Source organism: Aeromonas sp. FDAARGOS 1408 (assembly GCF_019048665.1).
In the GTDB taxonomy this organism is placed as follows: domain Bacteria; phylum Pseudomonadota; class Gammaproteobacteria; order Enterobacterales; family Aeromonadaceae; genus Aeromonas; species Aeromonas dhakensis.
The window spans coordinates 4,458,748-4,476,685 of sequence record NZ_CP077394.1; the positions used below are offsets into that span (position 1 = coordinate 4,458,748).

Sequence of the window (17,938 nt, forward strand, 5' to 3'; positions counted from 1 at the left end):
TTCGGGCCTGGCCCGATCATTTTGGGGAATATCGTCATGACTCTTAGCGTTATAGGTAATCTGGCCATCCTGGCCATGTTGCTGCTGTTTCTCTATCGGTTGCAGCAGACCCACGTCAGCTTCACCCGCCGGGTCTTCTCGGGGCTGGGGCTGGGTATCCTGTTCGGCGCCGCCCTGCAGCTGCTCTACGGGGCCGGTTCCGACGTGCTGGTGCAGACCGGCGACTACCTGGATATCGTCGGCAGCGGCTACGTGAAACTGCTGCAGATGATCATCATCCCGCTCATCATGGTCTCCATCATAGGGGCCATCCTCAAGCTCAACGGTGGCACCGCCCTTGGCAAGATCAGCGCCATGACCATAGGTGTGCTGATCTTCACCACCATGATCGCCGCCGGGGCGGGCATCCTGATGTCCAACCTGTTCGGCCTGACCGCCGAGGGGCTCACCGCCGGCGCCGCCGAAACCGCCCGCGGGGCGGCCTTGCAGACCACCCTCGGCAGCGTCGAGAGCATGTCCTTTGCCAAGATGGTGCTGGAGTTCATCCCGGCCAACCCCTTCCTCGACATGACGGGGGCGCGCAAGACCTCCACCATCGCCGTGGTGATCTTCTCCATCTTCATCGGCCTCTCCGCCACCGGCATCGCCCGCAAGAAACCTGAGATCTTCGCGAGCTTCGGCCACTTCATGCAGGTGGCCCACGTCATCGTGATGCGGATGGTGACCCTGGTGCTGCGCCTGACCCCCTACGGTGTGCTGGCGCTGATGACCAAGGTGGTGTCCGGCTCCAACTACGCCGACATCATCAACCTGCTCAACTTCGTGCTGGCCTCCTACGGTGCCATCGCTATCATGTTCGCCGTGCACCTGCTGCTGGTGGCGCTGGTGGGCATCAACCCGGCCCGCTTCCTGAAGAAGATCATGCCGGTGCTGGCCTTTGCCTTCACCTCCCGCACCAGCGCGGGTTCCATCCCGATGAACGTGCAGACCCAGACCAAGGCGCTCGGTATTCCGGAGGGGATCGCCAACTTCGCCGCCTCGTTCGGTTCGACCATCGGCCAGAACGGCTGCGCCGGCATCTATCCGGCCATGCTGGCGGTCATGATTGCGCCGACCGTGGGGGTCAACCCCATGGATCCGGCCTTCATCATGACCCTGATCGCCATCATCACCGTCAGCTCCTTCGGGGTAGCCGGCATTGGTGGCGGCGCCACCTTCGCCGCCCTGATCGTGCTCTCCGCGCTGGACTTCCCGGTGGCGCTGGCCGGTCTGCTCATCTCCATCGAGCCGCTGATCGACATGGGCCGTACCGCGCTGAACGTCTCCGGCTCCATCACCGCCGGTACCGTCACCAGCCGTCTGCTGGGGGAGACCGACATGGCGGTGTTCAACAGCGAGCAGGAAGTCTGTCTGGACGGTGAAGAGTCAACCATCTGATCCGCCGCGGGAGGGGATCCCTTCCGCCATCAACCACAGGGAGGGCATGCCCTCCCTGCGTCATTGACAGGAGCAAGTATGAGAATCGTGATTATCGGTGGCGAAGCCGCCGGTATGAGTGCGGCTGCCAAGGCGCGCCGACTGGCCATCGATGCCGAAATCGTGGTGTATGAGGCGTCCGAGGTGATCTCCTTCGGTGCCTGCGGTCTGCCCTATTTCGTCGGCGACGAGTTTCAGGAGCCCGGCTACATGGCCGAGTTCACCCCGGCGCAGTTCGCCGCCAAGGGGATCGAGGTCAAGACCGGCCACCGGGTGCTGAGCCTGGATGCCAATGCTCAGACGCTGAAGGTCGAACATAACGGCGACACCTTCACCGATCGCTACGATCGGCTGATGATCGCCACCGGCGCCCGCGAAGTGATGCCGCCCATCCCGGGCCTGCAGCAGGAAGGGGTATTCGGCCTGCGCCGGATGGCCGATGGGCTGGCCCTCAAGGCCGCCGTGCAGGAAAAGGCCAACACCCGTGCTGTTGTGATCGGCTCCGGCTTTATCGGGCTGGAGGTGGTCGAGGCGCTGGTCCATCAGGGCAAGGAGGTGCGTCTGATCGAGCTGGCGGAGCGGGTCATCCCGGAGGCATTTGATGGGGAGATCACCCAGCATATCGAGACCGAGCTGCGCGAGCAGGGGGTTTCCCTCCATCTCGGCGAGCGGGTAGAAGCCCTGTTGGGAGAGGGCCGGGTGACCGGCGTGCGCACCAGCCATGGCGAGTACGAGGCCGATATCGTGGTGGTCTGCACCGGGGTCAAACCCAATACCGAGTTCCTGGCCGATACCGGCATCGAGCGGCTCGGCAACGGCGCCATCAAGGTGGACCGGCAGGGGCGCAGCTCGCTGGCCAACGTCTGGTCGGCCGGTGACTGTGCCAGCGTCTGGCACGGCGTGAAGCAGCAGCAGGTCTATGTGCCGCTCGCTACCATCGCCAACAAGCTGGGACGCATGGTGGGCGAGAACCTGGCGGGCGCCGAGCAGGAATTCCCGGGCACCCTCGGCTCTGCCGCGCTCAAGGTGCTGGGGCTGGAGGCGGGCCGTACCGGTCTTTCCGAGCAGGAGGCCAAGGCGATGGGCCTTGATTATCGTACCGTGGTGATCAAGGACAAGTGCCACACCAACTACTGCCCAGGTCAGTCAGACATTCACGTCAAGCTGGTCTATGAGGCGGGCAGCAAGCGGCTGCTGGGTGGTCAGATCCTCGGGCGCAAGGGGGCGGTGCACCGCATCGATGCGCTGGCGGTCGCCATCACCATGGGGGTGACCACGGAGCAGCTCGGCATGCTGGACTTTGCCTACGCGCCGCCCTTCTCCCGCACCTGGGATGTGCTCAACGTGGCGGGCAACGTCGCCAAGTAATACAAGGCATGACGGCGTGGCTGATGTGCGCCGTCTTTCCCCATGCCGCCGGCACGGGGTGGTAAAGGGGCATGTCGTTCATGAACCGCGCCCATAAAAAAACCGGAGCCAAGGCTCCGGTTTTTCATTGTGCGGCAAGCGATCAGCTGCGACCGAGACGATTGTCCGGGTAGTTCTTGGCCAGCACTTCGCGGGCGTGCTGGGCCAGGGTCGGCATCTTCAGGGTGTCGTAGGAGTTGATCATGATCTCCAGCGCCTTCTCGGTTTCGGCCGTGTCGGGATAGGTCTCGACGATCAGCTTGGCGCGGTTGGCGGCGGCGATCAGCGCATCACGCTTCACATAGTACTCGGCCACGCTCAGATCGTAGCGGGCGAGCCGGTTCTTCAGACCGATCATGCGGGCACGAGCATCGGCGGCGTAGACGCTGTTGGGGTAGTTCTGCAACAGGGTCTTGAAATCCTGGAAGGCCTGACGGGCATAGGAGGGGTCTTTGTCGTCCCGATCGATGCCCAGGAAGTCCTGGAAGAAGTTGTAATCGCCGGCCATGTTGGTCAGACCGCGCATATAGAAGACGTAATCGATATTTTTATGCGCCGGGTTGAGGCGGATAAAACGGTCGATATTGGCGATCGCCTGGGCAGTGTCATCCTGCTTGTAGTAGGCGTAAATGAGGTCGAGCTGAACCTGGTTGGAGTAGGCACCGAAAGGATAGCGAGAATCCAGCGCTTCCAGTAACTCGATAGCATTCAGGTAGTTACCGGCATCCAGCTTGACGCGTGCTTTCTGGTACAGGGTCTCCGGCGGTTCGTCCGGTACCTTGGGTTTGGTGCTGGAACAGCCTGTGATCAAGGTAGCGACCAAGGCGAGTGACATCAGCAGGTGAGACTTCTTTCCCATCAACAACATCCGGTCCATTTCCACGAAATTGGCAAAGTATCCGTTATGCTTGGCTAAAAGAAAAGCTAGAATACCCGGATTATTTCGAATTGATACCCCCCGCTCAAGAGACCATACATGAGCCAGCATATTGAACTGACAGGCGAATTCCAGGATCACCAATTCGGGCAGCGACTCGACCAGGCCCTGGCCGAATTGTTTCCAGACTACTCCCGCACCCGCATCAAGGAGTGGATTTTACAGGACAGAGTGACCCTGGATGGTCAGGTTGCCAATACCCCGCGCGAGAAGGTGCTGGCCGGGCAGAAGGTACATGTGGATGTCGAGCTGGAAGATGACACCCGCTTCGATGCGCAGGATATCGAGCTCAACATCGTTTACGAAGATGAACACATTCTGGTGATCGACAAGCCGGCCGGTCTGGTGGTTCACCCGGGCGCCGGTACGCCCGATGGCACCATCCTCAACGCCCTGCTGCACCGCTACCCGGACATCGCCGAAGTGCCCCGCGCCGGTATCGTGCACCGTCTGGATAAAGACACCACGGGTCTGATGGTGGTCGCCAAGACTGTGCCGGCCCAGACCCATCTGGTGGAAGCCCTGCAGGCGCGCCAGATCACCCGTGAGTACGAAGCGATCGCCATCGGTCACATGACCGCCGGCGGCACCGTCGATGCCCCCATCGGCCGTCACCCGACCCAGCGTACCCACATGGCCGTGGTGCCCAATGGCCGTCCTTCCGTGACCCACTACCGGGTGCACGAGAAGTTCCGCGGTCACACCCGGCTGCGGCTGCGGCTGGAAACCGGTCGTACCCACCAGATCCGTGTGCACATGGCCCACATCAAGCACCCGCTGGTGGGTGATCCGGCCTACGGCGGTCGTCTGCGTCCGCTGCGCAACGCCATCCCCGAGCTGACCGAAGCCCTGCGCAACTTCCATCGCCAGGCGCTGCACGCCACCATGCTGCAGCTGGCGCATCCCATCACCGGTGAGGTGATGCAGTGGCATTCGCCGACGCCCCAGGACATGCTGGATCTGATGGAAGTGCTGCGGGCCGATACCCTGGCCAATCCGGACGATCTGGTCTGGAACTGATGAAGAGGGCGGCTCTGCGACGACTCCTGCCGTAACCCGCCCTGCATGACTCGAAACGGGGCCCCTTGACTGGTTGCAGCCAAGGGGCCCCGTTTTCATATGAACGAAAGGAGCCACAGATGAAATGGATCGAACCCGACTGGCCGGCCCCGGCCAGGGTCAGAGCCCTGTCGACCACCCGTGACGGCGGCGTCAGCGAGGGGGTCTTTGCCGGCCTCAACCTGGGGGCCCACGTGGGGGACGAGCCGGCCAGGGTCGAGGCCAATCGGGCCCGGCTGCAGCAGGCGGCCTCCATCCCCGGCACTCTCAACTGGCTCAACCAGGTGCACGGCACTGCGGTGCATGGTGTCAGCAATGACTATGGCTGTGCACCGGATGCGGATGCCGCCTGCGCCCGAGACGCGGGGCAGGCCTGCATCGTGATGACTGCCGACTGCCTGCCTGTGCTGTTCTGCGATCGGGCTGGCACCCGGGTGGCCGCCGCTCACGCCGGCTGGCGCGGGCTGCAGGGGGGCGTGCTGGAGGCGAGCATCGCCGCCATGGGTTGCGAGCCGGGCGAGATCCTGGCCTGGCTCGGCCCGGCCATCGGTCCGCAGGCCTTCGAGGTGGGTGGCGAGGTGCGCGAGGCCTTTATGGCGGAGCAGGCTGCAGCAGAGGCAGCGTTTGTGCCTTCGCCCAACGAGGGCAAGTGGCTGGCGGACATCTACCAGCTGGCCCGGCTGCGCCTCGCCCGCGCCGGCGTCACCGCCGTATATGGTGGCGAGCACTGCACCTTCAGCGACAGCGAGCAGTTCTACTCTTATCGTCGCGACGGCCAGACCGGCCGCATGGCTTCCATCATCTGGCTGGCCGAATAAATACTGAGCGGCCCCTTGTTTGCCAAGGGGCCGTGATCCCCTCACGCCTGCATCTGCAGAAAAAATAACCAGCCTCACCCCTTGAAATAGTCCGTACGGGCCTCATCTTTCATCTCAGAAAGTTATGTTGTTTGCCGCGCAAGCGGCGTCTGCCTGTTTGAAGGGGGAGTGCAATGCGCCTCGATCGCCTGACCAGCAAATTCCAGATTGCTATTTCCGATGCCCAGTCTCTTGCGCTGGGTCGTGACCACCAATTCATTGAACCCGTTCACCTGATGACCGCCCTGGTCAACCAGGATGGCGGCTCCATTCGCCCGTTGCTGACCCTGACCGGGCTGGACATCAATGCCCTGCGTTCGCGTCTGGGCGAAGAGCTCGACCGCCTGCCGCGTGTCAGCGGCGTGGAGGGGGACGTGCAGCTCTCCAACGGCCTCGGCCGGCTGCTCAACGTCTGCGACAAGCTGGCCCAGCAGCGCAAGGATCAGTTCATCTCCTCCGAACTGTTCGTGCTGGCGGCCCTCGACGAGAAGGGGACGCTGGGCGAACTGCTGCGTGCCCAGGGGCTGACCAAGGAGAAACTCGAAGCGGCCATCGACAAGGTGCGTGGCGGCAAGAAGGTGGAGGATGCCAACGCCGAGGAGAATCGCCAGGCGCTGGAGAAGTACACCATCGATCTGACCGAGCGGGCCGAGATCGGCAAGCTGGACCCGGTGATCGGCCGGGATGACGAAATTCGCCGCACCATCCAGGTGCTGCAACGCCGCACCAAGAACAACCCTGTGCTGATCGGTGCCCCCGGCGTCGGCAAGACCGCCATCGTCGAGGGGCTGGCCCAGCGCATCATCAACGGCGAGGTGCCGGAGGGGCTCAAGAACAAGCGGGTGCTCTCCTTGGACATGGGGGCCCTGGTGGCCGGTGCCAAGTATCGCGGCGAGTTCGAGGAACGGCTCAAGGCGGTGCTGAACGACCTAGCCAAGGAGGAGGGCAACGTCATCCTCTTCATCGACGAGCTGCACACCATGGTCGGCGCCGGCAAGGGCGAGGGGGCCATGGACGCGGGCAACATGCTCAAACCTGCGCTGGCGCGGGGCGAACTGCACTGTGTCGGGGCCACCACGCTCGATGAATATCGCCAGTTCATCGAGAAGGATGCCGCGCTGGAGCGCCGCTTCCAGAAGGTGCTGGTGGAAGAGCCGAGCGTGGAGGATACCATCGCCATCCTGCGCGGCCTGAAGGAGCGCTACGAGCTGCACCACCACGTGCAGATCACCGACCCCGCCATCGTGGCGGCGGCCCAGCTGTCGCACCGCTACATCGCAGATCGTCAGCTGCCGGACAAGGCCATCGACCTCATCGACGAGGCGGCGGCCAGCATCCGGCTGCAGATCGACTCCAAGCCCGAGTCCCTCGACCGGCTCGAGCGGCGCATCATCCAGCTGAAGCTGGAGCAGCAGGCGCTGATGAAGGAGGATGACGACGCCAGCCGCAAACGGCTCGAGCTGATCAACCAGGAGATCGGTGAAAAAGATCGGGAATACAATGAGCTGGAAGAGGTGTGGAAGGCCGAGAAGGCCGCCCTCGCCGGCACCCAGCACATCAAGGCGGCACTGGAGCAGGCCCGTCAGGATCTCGACGTGGCGCGCCGCGCAGGGGACTTGGGCCGCATGTCCGAGCTGCAGTACGGCCGCATTCCGGAGCTGGAGAAACAGCTGGATCTCGCCACCCAGGCCGAGATGCAGGAGACCAGCCTGCTGCGCAACCGGGTCACCGACGTGGAGATCGCAGACGTGCTGGCACGCTGGACCGGGATTCCGGTGGCCCGCATGCTGGAAGGGGAGCGCGAGAAGCTGCTGCGGATGGAAGATCAACTGCACAGTCGGGTGATCGGCCAGGAGGAGGCGGTCGAGGCGGTCTCCAACGCCATTCGCCGCTCCCGCGCAGGTCTCTCCGATCCGAACCGCCCCATCGGCTCCTTCCTGTTCCTCGGGCCCACCGGGGTGGGCAAGACCGAGCTGTGCAAGGCGCTGGCCGAGTTCCTGTTCGATACCCAGGATGCCATGGTGCGGATCGACATGTCCGAGTTCATGGAGAAACACAGCGTGGCCCGTCTGGTGGGGGCGCCTCCCGGCTACGTGGGTTACGAGGAGGGCGGTTATCTGACCGAGGCGGTGCGTCGTCGCCCTTACTCGGTGATCCTGCTGGACGAGGTGGAGAAGGCCCACCCCGATGTGTTCAACATCCTGCTGCAGGTGCTGGATGATGGCCGCCTGACCGATGGTCAGGGTCGTACCGTGGACTTCCGCAACACCGTGGTCATCATGACCTCCAACCTGGGGTCGGATCTGATTCAGGAGCACCACTCCGAGAAGGATTACGACGAGATGAAGGCCATGTTGATGGAGGTGCTGGCACGCAGTTTCCGGCCGGAGTTCATCAACCGGATCGACGAGACAGTGGTGTTCCACCCGCTTGGCGAGGAGCACATCAAGTCCATCGCCCGCATCCAGCTCAAGAGCCTGATGAGCCGGTTGGAGGCCCAGGGCTACGAGGTGGAGGTGAGCGAAGCGCTGCTGAACAAGCTGGTGCACGCCGGGTTCGACCCCGTCTACGGTGCGCGTCCCCTCAAGCGGGCGATCCAGCACAAGGTGGAGAACCCGCTGGCGCAGGCGCTGCTCTCCGGCCGCATCGTCCCCGGCAAGAAACTGCTGCTGGGGGCCGACAGCAACGGCCTCACCATGACCCAATAACTGGATCGCTGATAAAAACGCAGGCCCCGAGCCTGCGTTTTTTTTGAGGGGTAATTGCATGCTCACCTTTTCCGTACTGGTGGATGACGATGTCCATCTGCCTGGCTGTCTGCCCGAGAAGGGGCTGTCGCTGCTGCTGGAGTGCGACGGCCTCAGGGTGCTGTTCGACAGCGGCCGTGGCCGGGCGCTGTGCCACAACGCCGCCGTGATGGGGATCGATCTCGCCTCGCTTACCCATGTGGTGCTCTCTCACGGTCACTACGACCATGTGGGCGGGGTAGGCTCGCTGCCCGTCTATCCGACTCCCATTCCTCTCATCGCCTGCCCGGACGTGTTCTGCGAGCGGGGCTACTTCCTGCCGCTTCCCTTCTGGCGGCGCAACCTCTATCGCCTGTCGGGAGTGCTGGAACGGGAGTCGCTGGCGGTCAGAGGCTTGTTCCCCCACTGCTCGGCCGAGCCTGTGTGGCTCTCGGAGCGTCTGGTGTTCCTCGGCAGCATTGCGCGGCGCGAGCGGGCCCCCCCCTCGCTGCTTGGCTACATCATGCGGGACGGACGGGTGGAGAAAGACCTTATCAGCGACGATTCCGCGCTGGCCTACAAGAGTGAGCAGGGGCTCATCGTCTTTATCGGCTGTGGTCACGCCGGGACCGAGAACATTATCGAGCGGGCCAGGGAGGTATGTGGCGATGAGCGGATCCACGCCGTCATCGGCGGTCTGCACCTGAAGTTTTCCGGTTCGCAGCGGGCGGCGGCGCTTGGCGCCTATCTGCAGGAGGAGGCGGTGGAGAAGCTGTTTGCCTGCCACTGTACCGGCAGCAGGAAAGCGGAACTGCCGCGCCAGTGCCAGATCGGAGCCGGTTTCGAATACCGGTTTTCGGCGTAAAAAAAACGGCAATCCGAAGATTGCCGGGAGGAATGTAGTGAAGCGACCTGACGTGGGTTGAGCGGGTCGCAGGGGCAAGCCCCCGATGGCGAAGCAAGGCCGCTGCCGGTCTTGCCTCTTACAGCCTGCCGGGGTTGCGCTCGCTCAACCCCGACGGCCACTTGCCTGTCGCCATGCCGGCGGCGATCGCGCCGGCCTGGCCTTCATTCGTTACAGCATGCCTTGCACGGCGGCTTTCATCTCGGCCGGCCAGACACCGACCTGAACCTGACCTATGTGCTCTTTTTGCAGCAGCAGCATGGCCAGACGGGATTGACCGATGCCGCCGCCGATGGTTTGCGGCATCCGGGCGGCCAGCAGATCCTGGTGCCAGTCGTACTGCAGGCGATCCTCGTCGCCGGTGATGGCGAGCTGGCGGCGCAGCGCCTCGGCGTCGACCCGGATCCCCATGGAGGAGATCTCGAAGCTGTCCTGCAGCACCGGGTTCCACACCAGGATGTCGCCGTTCAGACCGGCCAGTCCCAGCTCGCTGTGGCTGCTCCAGTCGTCATAGTCCGGGGCGCGCACGTCGTGGCGCTCACCGTGGGAGAGGGCACCGCCGATACCGATCAGGAACACGGCACCCAGCTCCTTGGCGATGGCGCGCTCGCGCCCCTTGGCGTCGAGATCCGGGTAGCGGGTCAGCAGCTCTTCGCTGTGCACGAACTGAATTTCGGCCGGCAGGAAGGGGGTCAGCTCATGTTCGGCACAGACCGCGCGCTCGGTGGCCTTGATGGCGGCCCAGATGCCACGCACCGTCTCCTGCAGGTAGGCCAGATCGCGGCGCTCGCTCGGCATCACCTTCTCCCAGTCCCACTGATCCACGTAGACGGAGTGGATGGGGGTGAGGCGATCCTCGTCCGGACGCAGTGCCTTCATGTGGGTGTAGATGCCTTCACCCGGACCGAAGCCAAAGCGGCCCAGGGTCTGGCGCTTCCATTTGGCCAGTGAGTGCACCACTTCGTAGCTGTGCTGCGGCAGAGTCTTCACCTTGACCTGCACCGCATTCTCGTGGCCAGAGAGGTTGTCTTGAGTGCCATCACCGACCCGGCTCAGGATGGGGGCTTGTACCTCCATCAGACCCAGTTGTTGGGCGAGTTGGCGGGAGAACATCTCTTTGACGAAGCTGATCTGTTGCTGGCTGCGAATGTAGTGCTGTTTCATGCTGAATACCTGTCTTGAACCCGTTGGATGTGAGGATTCTTCAACAGATCGCCAACTAAATTCAATATTCGATAATAGAAATAGGCTTTGTGTATTTTTTTCTTCAAAATATGCGGGTGATTAATGATGAATCATCAAAGGGAGTGCAAAAAAGTGCCGGAAAATTATCGGATCGATAATCTCGATCAGGCCATCCTCACCGCCCTGATGGAGAATGCACGTCTGCCTTACGCCGAGCTGGCAAAACAACTGCTGGTCAGCCCGGGTACCATCCATGTGCGGGTGGAGAAGATGAAGCAGGCGGGGATCATCGAGGGAACGCGGGTGCAGGTGAACCCCAAGAAGCTGGGCTACGACGTCTGCTGCTTCATCGGCATCAACCTGAAGAGCGCCAAGGATTACCCCTCGGCGCTGGCCAAGCTGCAGGCGCTGGACGAGGTGGTGGAGGCTTACTACACCACGGGCCACTACAGCATCTTCATGAAGGTGATGACCCGCTCCATCGACGAGTTGCAGACCGTGCTGATCCACAAGATCCAGACCATCGACGAGATACAGTCCACCGAGACCCTGATCTCGCTGCAGAACCCGATCCTGCGGGATGTGAAGCCTTGAGCCGGGTTGCATGAGGGGGCTGCGAGACGCTTGTCTCGCTGCAAAACTCGAGCTTGCGGGATGTGAAGCCCTGACCGGCCGATCAGGGTTCGATATAGGGGATGCCGTACTTGTCGTAGAGGGCCTTGAGCCGGCCATCGCGTTTCATGCGCAGCAGCTCGGCGTCGTAGGCCGCCATCTGGGCCGGGGTATTCTGGTCGGCGCGGGCGCGGGCCCAGGTGTTGAAGTAGGGACTGCTCTTGAGCGGTTTGGGCAGGTAGTCGAGCTTGCCCTCCAGTCCCTCCTCCCTGATCTGGGCGAAGGCGGTGACCAGCGGCATGGGGACCGTATCGATCCGTCCGGCCAGCAGCTTGCGCAGCTGCAGCTGGTTCATGGTGATCTCCTGGAAGTGATAGGAGGGATCGGTGAGGGCGGCGGCCAGCTCGGGGGTATAGGAGAAATCCTTGGTCACTCCGATGCGCCAGGGTTTCAGATCGCTCAGCGTCTCGTAGCGGATCTTCAGCAGATCGGCCTTGCGCACGAAAAAGTGCCAGCTGTGGCGGATATGGGCCTGCTGGGGGTAGATGAGGTAGCGTTCCCGCTCCGCCTTGTAGGAGTGGGTCATCACCACATCGCAAACACCGGTTTCTGCGTTGCGGGTGAGACGGGCACCGGAATCGGCCAGCTCGATCTTGATGGGGATCTTGAGTCTGCCGAAGATGGCGGTGACGATGTCGACATCGAGCCCCCTGGGCTGCTGAGCGGCATCGAGGTATTTGAGCGGGGGTTCCATCGTGCCACAGACGATCAGCTCCCTGGCAAAGGGGCTGAGCGGGAACAGTAGCCAAAGCAGGTGGATTACACGCAAACTACCTCTCCTGAACCCATTTGAAGATTATTTGGCACCTGATACCAGTATATTGGGTTGCCCCTGATTCGTAGAGGCGACTGTATATGGCAAACCCTGAAATTGAAAGCGAGCTGGACGGCATCGACAGGCTGTCGGTCTGCCTCTATCGCCTGAGCTTGAGTCTGGCAGCCTTGCTGCTGCTGTGTCGAGGGGCAAGCTTGCTGATCGGGCAGGATTTTTTGACGCCGGCACAGTGGCTGACGGCGCTGGCCGTGGCCAGCGGGGTATGCGGCCTGTGCCTGCATGTCTATGACAAGCGCATTCGCTTCTTGCTGCAGGGATTGGGCTGGGGCGCCCTGTTGCTCAGTGCGAGCGGGGCGCCGGGTGTGCTGGTGCTGGGAGCGGCCCTTGCCACGCTGGCGGGGCTGGCCTTCAAGGAGCAGTTCTGCTTCGCCATTCCGGGGATCAGGGCGGTGCCCCTGCTGCTGCCCCTGTTGTGGCTGCTGGAGCTGACCGGCATCGGCTGGGCCGCCGCCCTGGTGGCGCTGGTGTGTGGCGCGCTGCTCTGCCTGCTCGCGCTGGCCAAGTGGCGGATGCCCCTGCACTTCGACATCGGCGACAAGGGGCGTTACCAGATTTAGGTGGGCAGGCAGGCCTTCATCTGCGTGTTGAGGGCCTGCATCACCTGCCGGCGGCTGATGATGCCTATTACCCGATTGCCCTCCAGCACCGGATAGACCTTGGGTTTGGCCTCGGTCATCTGGCGGGCCAGCTCCAGTATGCTGTCGTCCGGGCTGACCGAGAGCGGTGTCCGGTTCATCAGGTCTTCCACCCGGGTGCGGGTATCGCAGTGGTAGCTGCCGGTGAGCAGACTGGGGATGCAATCCTGCTCGGAGAGAAACCCGATCAGCCGCTGCTGCGGGTCCAGCACCGGCAGGCCGCTCAGGCCGGCGTCATGCAGTCGGTCCAGCGCGTCGGCCAGGCCGAGCTGCGGGGTGAGGGAGTGGGTCAGGCGGCTCATGTGGTCGCGAATATTTAACATGGACGTGGCTCCGTAGGGTGGCAATGGTGCCACTATGCCCACCGGATGGCGGCAACGGCCAATGGCTTGTGCCGTGGGGATCGATAGGCATTCCTGCGGATAAGAGAGGAGGGATTATGCGTGCATTGGTGACAGGATGTGGCCGTCGGCTCGGTTTCTATCTGTGCGAACAGCTGGTGGCGGCAGGCTGGCAGGTAACCGGCAGCTATCGCAGCGAGCGACCGGAGCTGGCGCGGTTGCGGGCGCTGGGGGTGACGCTGGTGCAGGCCGACTTCAACCGGGAGCAAGAGGTGGGCCGGCTCATCGAGGTGCTGGCCTCCCAGCCAGATCTGGCGCTGGTGATCCACAACGCCTCGGCCTTTGAGCCGCAGGCGAGCGAGCCGGCGGCCCAGCTGGCCCAGTTTGATCAATTCTACCGGGTGCACATGGCGGCCCCCTTCCAGCTCAACCGGGGGCTGGCCCCTCAGCTGGCGCGCCATCCCAACGCCAGCATCATCCACATCACCGACATCTATATCCACGCCCCGGCGCCCCAGTTCGCCAGCTATGTGGCCACCAAGGCGGGAGCCCATTCGCTCGCCATGAGCTTTGCTCGCGAGCTGGCGCCGGCCATCCGGGTCAACACCATAGAGCCTGGCCCCATTCTGTTTCTCGACGAGCATGGGGATGCGTGGCGTGAACAGGTGCTGGCGAAGACGCCACTGGCGAGGGAAGGGGGGCTGGCGCCCATCTGGCAGGCGGTGCAGTTGCTGATGCAGAACGACTACATGACCGGGGCCAGCATCCGGGTGGATGGTGGCCGCGGTCTGGCCGTCATCTAGCCATCAACAGGGGATGGCCAGGTCGTGCTGCAGGGCGACGGGGGCCAGGCCGACCTGCCCCTCCTCGATCACCTTGCCCGCCATCAGCCGGGTGTGCAGCGGCAGGGTCACCTTGGGGTCGTGCACCTCTCCTTTGCCGTAGAGTTCTGCCAACAGCTCGTCGAGATAGGCGTCAACTTGGGCGGCGGAGAAGTCGTCGTCCTCGCTGCTGGCCAGGATGTCGATGTCCAGCGGGCGGTCCTGCACCTTGCAGTGCGGATCGCTGCGATCCCGGCCGTGGGCCAGCTCCATGGCGACGAAGTGTGCCTTGAGTCTGGGCTGGGCCAGCTCGCTCTCGGCGACGAACAGGCAATTGAGAAAGTCATGGCTTGAATGCATGCCGACCGGCTTGGTCTGGATCACCGAACTGAGCCGCAGGCGGCCAAAGTGGGCAAGCAGCTCGGCAACCGCCTGGCCGACATGCTGGTGGGGGTCAAGATTCGACCCTATGCTACACAGATAGAACATGTCATCAGTCCTTTGATAGGGCTCATCTGAAATTCTTACACAGCTCACGGTTATCGGCTTAACTATGCATTAACATCTGTTCGTCTGTTGTGATCAGGCTCTATCATCTTGGCAAGAAAGGAGATTTGCATGAGTGTGGAACTGAAATGGGCACTGCTGACCGCCTCGGGTGCGTTGGCCATGATCCTGATTATCTGTGTGGTATCCGTGGGTCTGGCGTGACCCCGGAAGAGAGCATGAACCGGCCTTCTGGCCGGTTTTGCTTTTTGGGGGAGTGCGGATATGCTGACCCACCCCAGATGAAGTGAGACTGCACAAGATGACCAAGGTACGCCCACGCTCCCTGCTGCAAGTGGTATTGATGGGGTTCGTCCTGGTGTTGATGCCGCTGGGCGGCATGATCTGGCATGACAGCCAGGCCCTCGACCACCTCAGCCAGTTGACCAGCGATGAGCTGGAGCGGGCGGTGCGCGATACCCGCCGGGCCACTCTGCTGACCACCCAGGCCATCGATCTTGAGCGCACCCTGCGCCGTTATGCGGTGCTCGGGGATGAGCGCATCCTGACCAGTTACCAGCAGCAGCTGGCGAGCTACCGCGACCAGCTGGCCGCCCACCAGAGTTCTATTCCTGACGCCGAGGCCTATGGCGGCATCGAGCAGGCCCTCGTCTGGCTCGACAGCCTGCAGGATCTCGCACGTGCCAAGGCCGAATCCAACAGCCCCAAGTTTGACGAGTTCAACGAGGCCAACCAGCAGCTCGAGATCATCACTCGCAGTCAGGTAGACGATCACGTCAGCAAGGTGCGGGCCACCATCGCCGCCCTGATGACCGAGATCTGGTGGGTCAGCGGCTTCGTGGCGGTGCTCAGCCTGCTGCTGGTCTTGCTGTTTACCTACCTGATCATCCACCCCGTGCGTCAGATTGAGTCGCGGATCTTGAGTCTGGGGGCCGGTGTGGAGCCGGACAAGCGGCCGGTGGACGGGCCGGCCGAACTGGTGCTGCTGGGGGAGCGGATCGGCTGGCTGCACGACAAACTGAAGGAGCTGGAGCAGCAGAAATACCAGTTCCTGCGCCACGTTTCCCACGAGCTGAAGACCCCGCTGGCGGTGCTGCGGGAGGGGGCGGATCTGCTCTCCGAGCAGCTTGTAGGGCCGCTCACCCAGGATCAGCAGGAGATCTGCCAGATGCTGGAGGAGAACAGCCGGCGTCTGCAGACCCTTATTGAGCGGCTGCTCGATTTCAACCGGCTCAGCCAGCAGGAGGTGTTCACTTTGACGCCGGTGGCGCTGGCGCCCCTGCTGTCAGAATTATCTGCAGAATACCGGCTGGCGCTGGAATCCAAACAAATCAGTGTACACTTGCCGACCGATCCGATCACGCTGGAAGCTGAGCCATATCGCTTGCGGCTGATCCTCGATAATCTGTTCTCCAATGCGGTCAGCTACGGCGCCAAGGGAGGGCAGATCTGGATCCGTGCCGGGCAGGATGGCAACGGCAGCTGGCTGGAGGTGGCCAACGAGGGGCCCGCCATTCCCGTGGCCGAACGGGAGCGGATCTTCGAACCCTTCGAGCAGGGCAGTATTGTGCGCCAGGGCTTGCTGAAAGGCTCCGGAATGGGGCTCTCCATCGCCCGGGAATCGGCGATGAGCCTTGGCGGCGAGTTGGTATTGGTTGAAGATGAACAGGCGGATGTCTGTTTCCGGTTGACGTTGAAGTGAAGCCCAAGATGAAACAATGTGTTGTTCCGGTATTGATGATGAGCCTGCTCACAGGCTGTTCCCTGCTGCCAGCGCGTGACCCGGCGGCGTCGCCGGATCTTGCCCTCGCCAAGCGGATGGAGTTTGCCAACAAGGAGATGCAGGTGCGCCTGCAATACTCGGACTGGCTGCTGGCCAGCCATGCCCAGCAACGGGCCCAGGAGCGCCAGCGCCTCAAGGGGGCTACCGACCTCGAGAGCCGGGTCAGCCTGGCCATGGTCAACACCCACCCATCCGAATCGGTGGCCAGCCGGCGAGCCGGTCTGGACAAGCTCAAGAGCCTGCTGCCCGAGCTCGGCCTGGATGCCCAGGCCTTCCTGCGCAGCTGGATTGCCCTCGGCGAGGAGCTGCTGGCCCGTGACAGCCGGCGCGACGATCAGAGTCAGGAGGTGCAGCGTCTGCGCCGCCAGATCGAGCAGCTCTCCGCCATCGATGAGCAGCTCAATCAGCGCAAGCTGAATGGCAACGGCGAGGCGCTGAAATGAGTCGCATCCTGCTGGTTGATGATGATGCCAGCCTGCTCAAGCTGATGAGCATGCGTCTGCGCAGCCAGGGCTATGAGGTGGATACCGCCGACAGCGCCGAAGGGGCGCTGGACCGGCTGCGTCAGCAACGGGCCGATCTGGTGCTGAGCGACTTGCGCATGGCCGGCATGGACGGGCTGGCGCTGTTCGAGCGGATCCAGTCCCAGTGGCTGGGGCTGCCGGTCATCATCATGACCGCCCACGGCACCATCCCGGACGCCATTCAGGCGACCCGCTCCGGGGTATTCAGTTTTCTGACCAAGCCCATCGACAAGGACGAGCTGTTCGCCACCATAGAGCATGCGCTGAGCCTGACGCGCCCAAAGCAGCGCCAGGAGTGGCAGTCGCTGATCCTGACCCGCAATCCGCAGATGGAGCAGTTGCTGATCCAGGCCAGCAGCATCGCCACCATGGAGGTGCCGGTGCTGATCATGGGCCCTTCCGGTTCCGGCAAGGGGGTGATGACCCAGGCCCTGCACCAGGCCAGCAGCCGGCGTGATCAGCCGCTGTATGTGATCAACTGTGCCGCGCTGCCCTGGGCGGCGCTGGATCTGCAGCTGTTCGGCGAGGATGGCCAGTCCGGCCTGTTTGAGCAGGCCAAGGGGGCTACCCTGTTTCTCGACGAGATAGGGGATCTGTCGGAGTCGCTGCAGGCCAAGCTGCTGCAGGTATTGCAGGAGTACGGCCAGGGCACGCCTGAGGTGCGGGTCATCAGCTCCAGCCATCAGGATCTGGTGGCGGCGATGGAGGAGGGGCGCTTTCGGGAAGATCTCTTCTATCGGCTCAACGTGGCCAACATCACAATGCCGCCCCTCAGTGCCCGCAGCGAGGATATCCCCTTGCTGGCCAGGCAGGCGCTGGACGAGTATCGCAGCCGCCACGGCGAATGCGCCGCCCTCGGTTTCTCGCCGGAGGCGCTGGCGCTGCTGGCGGCGGCGGCCTGGCCCGGCAACGTGCGCCAGCTCTACAGCGTGGTGGAGCAGCTGGCCAGTCTCTGCTGCAGCCCGGTGATCGGCGCCGCCATGGTGGAGTCTGCCCTGAGTGGCGGCAGTGGTGGCATCCCCTCGTTCAACGAGGCGCGGGCCGAGTTCGAGAAGGAGTATCTGATCCGGCTGCTGCGCACCACCGAGGGCAATGTCACCCTGGCGGCCAGCATGGCGGGCAGAAACCGCACCGACTTCTACAAGCTGTTGAACCGGCACGGCATCGAAGCGGCGAACTTCAAGTCGAAGGGATAAATGACAGAGGGGCGGCCCGTTGATGACGGGCCGCCCCTCTGGTTTCAGACCGGATCGGTCACGTTAGGCCGGT

General features: G+C 63.1%; 18 protein-coding genes. 13 read left to right on the forward strand and 5 right to left on the reverse strand.

Translation table 11 applies throughout. The features are described 5' to 3' along the window. The first annotated feature begins 36 nt into the window (after positions 1 to 36). Positions 37 to 1,437 carry an L-cystine transporter gene (locus I6L38_RS20635; protein ID WP_005306439.1) on the forward strand — a complete coding sequence of 467 codons (1,401 nt, stop codon included), beginning with the start codon at positions 37 to 39 and terminating at the stop codon, positions 1,435 to 1,437. 78 nt (positions 1,438 to 1,515) lie between these two features. Further along, positions 1,516 to 2,844, forward strand: coding sequence for a CoA-disulfide reductase (locus I6L38_RS20640; protein ID WP_043170615.1), 1,329 nt, complete (start codon positions 1,516 to 1,518; stop codon positions 2,842 to 2,844). Positions 2,845 to 2,986: 142 nt separating this feature from the next. Here the strand turns inward: I6L38_RS20640 and I6L38_RS20645 are convergent, their stop codons facing one another. Continuing rightward, positions 2,987 to 3,742, reverse strand: coding sequence for an outer membrane protein assembly factor BamD (locus tag I6L38_RS20645; protein WP_005306434.1), 756 nt, complete (start codon positions 3,740 to 3,742; stop codon positions 2,987 to 2,989). 117 nt (positions 3,743 to 3,859) lie between these two features. Between I6L38_RS20645 and rluD the strand changes: the two genes are divergently transcribed. The 4 genes from rluD to I6L38_RS20665 all read left to right on the forward strand — a co-directional run bounded on the left by rluD (position 3,860) and on the right by I6L38_RS20665 (position 9,327). Continuing rightward, positions 3,860 to 4,840, forward strand: coding sequence for a 23S rRNA pseudouridine(1911/1915/1917) synthase RluD (rluD, locus tag I6L38_RS20650; RefSeq protein ID WP_010635820.1), 981 nt, complete (start codon positions 3,860 to 3,862; stop codon positions 4,838 to 4,840). A gap of 119 nt (positions 4,841 to 4,959) precedes the next feature. After that, complete coding sequence (gene pgeF / locus I6L38_RS20655) at positions 4,960 to 5,697, forward strand: peptidoglycan editing factor PgeF (RefSeq protein ID WP_043170616.1); 738 nt, start codon at positions 4,960 to 4,962, stop codon at positions 5,695 to 5,697. Positions 5,698 to 5,870: 173 nt separating this feature from the next. Then, positions 5,871 to 8,444 carry an ATP-dependent chaperone ClpB gene (gene clpB, locus I6L38_RS20660; RefSeq protein WP_010635822.1) on the forward strand — a complete coding sequence of 858 codons (2,574 nt, stop codon included), beginning with the start codon at positions 5,871 to 5,873 and terminating at the stop codon, positions 8,442 to 8,444. 58 nt (positions 8,445 to 8,502) lie between these two features. Then, positions 8,503 to 9,327, forward strand: coding sequence for an MBL fold metallo-hydrolase (locus I6L38_RS20665; RefSeq protein WP_216988891.1), 825 nt, complete (start codon positions 8,503 to 8,505; stop codon positions 9,325 to 9,327). Between the two features lie 210 nt (positions 9,328 to 9,537). Here the strand turns inward: I6L38_RS20665 and asnA are convergent, their stop codons facing one another. Then, positions 9,538 to 10,530, reverse strand: a complete 993-nt coding sequence (gene asnA / locus I6L38_RS20670; RefSeq protein ID WP_010635824.1) for an aspartate--ammonia ligase — start codon at positions 10,528 to 10,530, stop codon at positions 9,538 to 9,540. 153 nt (positions 10,531 to 10,683) lie between these two features. On the opposite strand from asnA, the gene asnC reads away from it, so the two are divergent. Beyond that, positions 10,684 to 11,145: a transcriptional regulator AsnC gene (gene asnC, locus I6L38_RS20675; protein WP_005306422.1), complete on the forward strand. Its 462-nt coding sequence runs from the start codon at positions 10,684 to 10,686 to the stop codon at positions 11,143 to 11,145. A gap of 82 nt (positions 11,146 to 11,227) precedes the next feature. Here asnC and I6L38_RS20680 read toward each other — a convergent pair whose 3' ends face one another. After that, the gene (locus tag I6L38_RS20680) at positions 11,228 to 11,992 is read right to left on the reverse strand and encodes an ABC transporter substrate-binding protein (protein ID WP_005306420.1); all 765 of its coding nucleotides are present in this window, start codon (positions 11,990 to 11,992) and stop codon (positions 11,228 to 11,230) included. An 86-nt stretch (positions 11,993 to 12,078) separates the two neighbouring features. Here I6L38_RS20680 and I6L38_RS20685 point away from each other — a divergent pair, with 86 nt between their 5' ends. Next, complete coding sequence (locus tag I6L38_RS20685; RefSeq protein WP_201885273.1) at positions 12,079 to 12,615, forward strand: DUF2301 domain-containing membrane protein; 537 nt, start codon at positions 12,079 to 12,081, stop codon at positions 12,613 to 12,615. Here I6L38_RS20685 and I6L38_RS20690 read toward each other — a convergent pair. Continuing rightward, a complete protein-coding gene (locus tag I6L38_RS20690; RefSeq protein ID WP_201885272.1) occupies positions 12,612 to 13,016 on the reverse strand; it encodes a CBS domain-containing protein in 405 nt (134 codons plus the stop codon). The two genes, I6L38_RS20685 and I6L38_RS20690, sit on opposite strands and share 4 nt — an antisense overlap. Before the next feature lie 116 nt (positions 13,017 to 13,132). On the opposite strand from I6L38_RS20690, the gene I6L38_RS20695 reads away from it, so the two are divergent. Further along, positions 13,133 to 13,837 (forward strand): SDR family oxidoreductase, encoded by a 705-nt coding sequence (locus tag I6L38_RS20695; RefSeq protein ID WP_017787107.1) that lies wholly within the window; start codon positions 13,133 to 13,135, stop codon positions 13,835 to 13,837. A gap of 3 nt (positions 13,838 to 13,840) precedes the next feature. Here the strand turns inward: I6L38_RS20695 and I6L38_RS20700 are convergent, their stop codons facing one another. Continuing rightward, positions 13,841 to 14,344: a 2-amino-4-hydroxy-6-hydroxymethyldihydropteridine diphosphokinase gene (locus I6L38_RS20700; protein WP_201885271.1), complete on the reverse strand. Its 504-nt coding sequence runs from the start codon at positions 14,342 to 14,344 to the stop codon at positions 13,841 to 13,843. A gap of 129 nt (positions 14,345 to 14,473) precedes the next feature. On the opposite strand from I6L38_RS20700, the gene I6L38_RS20705 reads away from it, so the two are divergent. From I6L38_RS20705 to I6L38_RS20720, 4 genes are all read left to right on the forward strand, one after another. After that, on the forward strand, positions 14,474 to 14,566 hold the full coding sequence (locus tag I6L38_RS20705) for a YnhF family membrane protein (RefSeq protein ID WP_005306410.1): 93 nt from the start codon (positions 14,474 to 14,476) through the stop codon (positions 14,564 to 14,566). Between the two features lie 97 nt (positions 14,567 to 14,663). After that, a complete protein-coding gene (locus tag I6L38_RS20710; protein ID WP_201885270.1) occupies positions 14,664 to 16,064 on the forward strand; it encodes a HAMP domain-containing sensor histidine kinase in 1,401 nt (466 codons plus the stop codon). 8 nt (positions 16,065 to 16,072) lie between these two features. Next, complete coding sequence (locus I6L38_RS20715; RefSeq protein WP_017764803.1) at positions 16,073 to 16,588, forward strand: hypothetical protein; 516 nt, start codon at positions 16,073 to 16,075, stop codon at positions 16,586 to 16,588. Continuing rightward, on the forward strand, positions 16,585 to 17,865 hold the full coding sequence (locus tag I6L38_RS20720) for a sigma 54-interacting transcriptional regulator (RefSeq protein WP_017779308.1): 1,281 nt from the start codon (positions 16,585 to 16,587) through the stop codon (positions 17,863 to 17,865). The genes I6L38_RS20715 and I6L38_RS20720 overlap by 4 nt, the downstream gene beginning before the upstream one ends. The last annotated feature ends 73 nt before the right edge of the window (positions 17,866 to 17,938 follow it).

What these genes read in the sequence shown, in the direction of transcription:
- I6L38_RS20635 (WP_005306439.1), top strand. Translation starts at nt 37, where the DNA reads ATGACTCTTAGCGTTATAGGTAATCTGGCCATCCTGGCCATGTTGCTG.
- I6L38_RS20640 (WP_043170615.1), top strand. Translation starts at nt 1,516, where the DNA reads ATGAGAATCGTGATTATCGGTGGCGAAGCCGCCGGTATGAGTGCGGCT.
- I6L38_RS20645 (WP_005306434.1), bottom strand. Translation starts at nt 3,742, where the DNA reads ATGGGAAAGAAGTCTCACCTGCTGATGTCACTCGCCTTGGTCGCTACC.
- rluD (WP_010635820.1), top strand. Translation starts at nt 3,860, where the DNA reads ATGAGCCAGCATATTGAACTGACAGGCGAATTCCAGGATCACCAATTC.
- pgeF (WP_043170616.1), top strand. Translation starts at nt 4,960, where the DNA reads ATGAAATGGATCGAACCCGACTGGCCGGCCCCGGCCAGGGTCAGAGCC.
- clpB (WP_010635822.1), top strand. Translation starts at nt 5,871, where the DNA reads ATGCGCCTCGATCGCCTGACCAGCAAATTCCAGATTGCTATTTCCGAT.
- I6L38_RS20665 (WP_216988891.1), top strand. Translation starts at nt 8,503, where the DNA reads ATGCTCACCTTTTCCGTACTGGTGGATGACGATGTCCATCTGCCTGGC.
- asnA (WP_010635824.1), bottom strand. Translation starts at nt 10,530, where the DNA reads ATGAAACAGCACTACATTCGCAGCCAGCAACAGATCAGCTTCGTCAAA.
- I6L38_RS20685 (WP_201885273.1), top strand. Translation starts at nt 12,079, where the DNA reads ATGGCAAACCCTGAAATTGAAAGCGAGCTGGACGGCATCGACAGGCTG.
- I6L38_RS20690 (WP_201885272.1), bottom strand. Translation starts at nt 13,016, where the DNA reads ATGTTAAATATTCGCGACCACATGAGCCGCCTGACCCACTCCCTCACC.
- I6L38_RS20695 (WP_017787107.1), top strand. Translation starts at nt 13,133, where the DNA reads ATGCGTGCATTGGTGACAGGATGTGGCCGTCGGCTCGGTTTCTATCTG.
- I6L38_RS20700 (WP_201885271.1), bottom strand. Translation starts at nt 14,344, where the DNA reads ATGTTCTATCTGTGTAGCATAGGGTCGAATCTTGACCCCCACCAGCAT.
- I6L38_RS20705 (WP_005306410.1), top strand. Translation starts at nt 14,474, where the DNA reads ATGAGTGTGGAACTGAAATGGGCACTGCTGACCGCCTCGGGTGCGTTG.
- I6L38_RS20710 (WP_201885270.1), top strand. Translation starts at nt 14,664, where the DNA reads ATGACCAAGGTACGCCCACGCTCCCTGCTGCAAGTGGTATTGATGGGG.
- I6L38_RS20715 (WP_017764803.1), top strand. Translation starts at nt 16,073, where the DNA reads ATGAAACAATGTGTTGTTCCGGTATTGATGATGAGCCTGCTCACAGGC.
- I6L38_RS20720 (WP_017779308.1), top strand. Translation starts at nt 16,585, where the DNA reads ATGAGTCGCATCCTGCTGGTTGATGATGATGCCAGCCTGCTCAAGCTG.